Here is a 1,185-nt window from a genome sequence, read left to right as displayed (position 1 = left end):
GGAAGCGCCAGCTTTACGGACGTTATTACGAGTCAACAGGAGTGGCTTAGTTTCGCCTTGGCACACCGCCGAGCCATGGCAAATCAGTTAGCAGCGGTGGCGACCATACATGCCCTGATGCCAACCCTTCCGCTGCCAGCAGAAACGCCTGCTGAAGCAGAACCTTCCGCGACTTCCGTCGAGGTTATTTCCGTCGAGGTTAAAGATGAATAAAAAGAATCCAATTACCGTGATTGCCGTGGTTTTCGTTGTACTTGCGTTGGGAACAACAGTACTAGGCATATCTTTCCAGACGCCTCATTCACATGATCATGTGCATGAGCAAGACCACCAAGCCTCATCATCGGAGGCTGCAGCAAACGGTGAGCAAGAATACACCTGCTCGATGCACCCAAACTTTCGCTCAACAGATCCGAATGATCGCTGTCCTATTTGTGGCATGGAGCTTGTGCCTGTCACCAGCAGCAGTGCCCGTGACGATGACGTTGTGGCGATAGAGCTTAGCGGACGAAGTTTGGCGCTGCTTAGCCTGCAAACCTTTGTGGTTGAGAAGGGCTCTGCCACAGCACAGTTACGTTTAATAGGCTCACTCGACTTTGATGAGCGGGCGTTGACCACTATTTCAGCTTGGACGAGTGGGCGTATTGAGCGTTTACATGTGAATTACTCGGGTGCGCAGGTGGAAGCAGGCGCACCATTAGTTGAACTGTATAGCCCAGAGCTTTTGATCGCCCAACAGGAACTGCTACAGGCGCAGCGTCAGGCAAACCGTGAAGCACCCGCATTCCTGGCGGAATCGAACCAAACCACGTTGCGCGCCGCTCGTGAACGTTTGCGCTTGCTGGGGCTTTCAAGCAGCCAGATTGAACAGGTCATAGCGCGAGGTGAAGCCAGTGATCGGATTGAGATTCACGCACCGTCGTCGGGACTTGTGGTGACGCGAAATGTATCGCAAGGCGATTATGTTAACACGGGTGACACCTTGCTGGAGCTTGCGGATGCTGAGCGTATGTGGGCGGTATTCGAGTTGTTTGAGCGTGATCTGGCATACATTGAAGTAGGTCAAACGCTGACATTTTCACTGACTTCCTCAGAGCAACCGATCGAAGGCGTGGTTGAGTCTCTATCCCCTCGTTTAGATGCGGACAGTCGTACCCGCCAAGTACGTGTAGCGATACAAAACGC

General features: G+C 52.8%; 2 protein-coding genes. Both read left to right on the top strand.

Translation table 11 applies throughout. The annotated features are described in order from the left end of the window. Nucleotides 1-213 (top strand): hypothetical protein (locus CWE07_RS14220; RefSeq protein ID WP_133307010.1); only part of this gene is annotated, 213 nt, incomplete at its 5' end. Beyond that, a partial coding sequence (locus CWE07_RS14215) for a heavy metal-binding domain-containing protein (protein ID WP_133307009.1) occupies nucleotides 206-1,185 on the top strand: 980 nt, incomplete at its 3' end. The genes CWE07_RS14220 and CWE07_RS14215, both read left to right, overlap by 8 nt.

The sequence above is a fragment of the Aliidiomarina maris genome (assembly GCF_003987335.1).
Lineage (GTDB): Bacteria > Pseudomonadota > Gammaproteobacteria > Enterobacterales > Alteromonadaceae > Aliidiomarina > Aliidiomarina maris.
The sequence above is the reverse complement of the archived record's forward strand: the minus strand, read 5'-3'. Positions and strand labels throughout refer to the sequence as shown.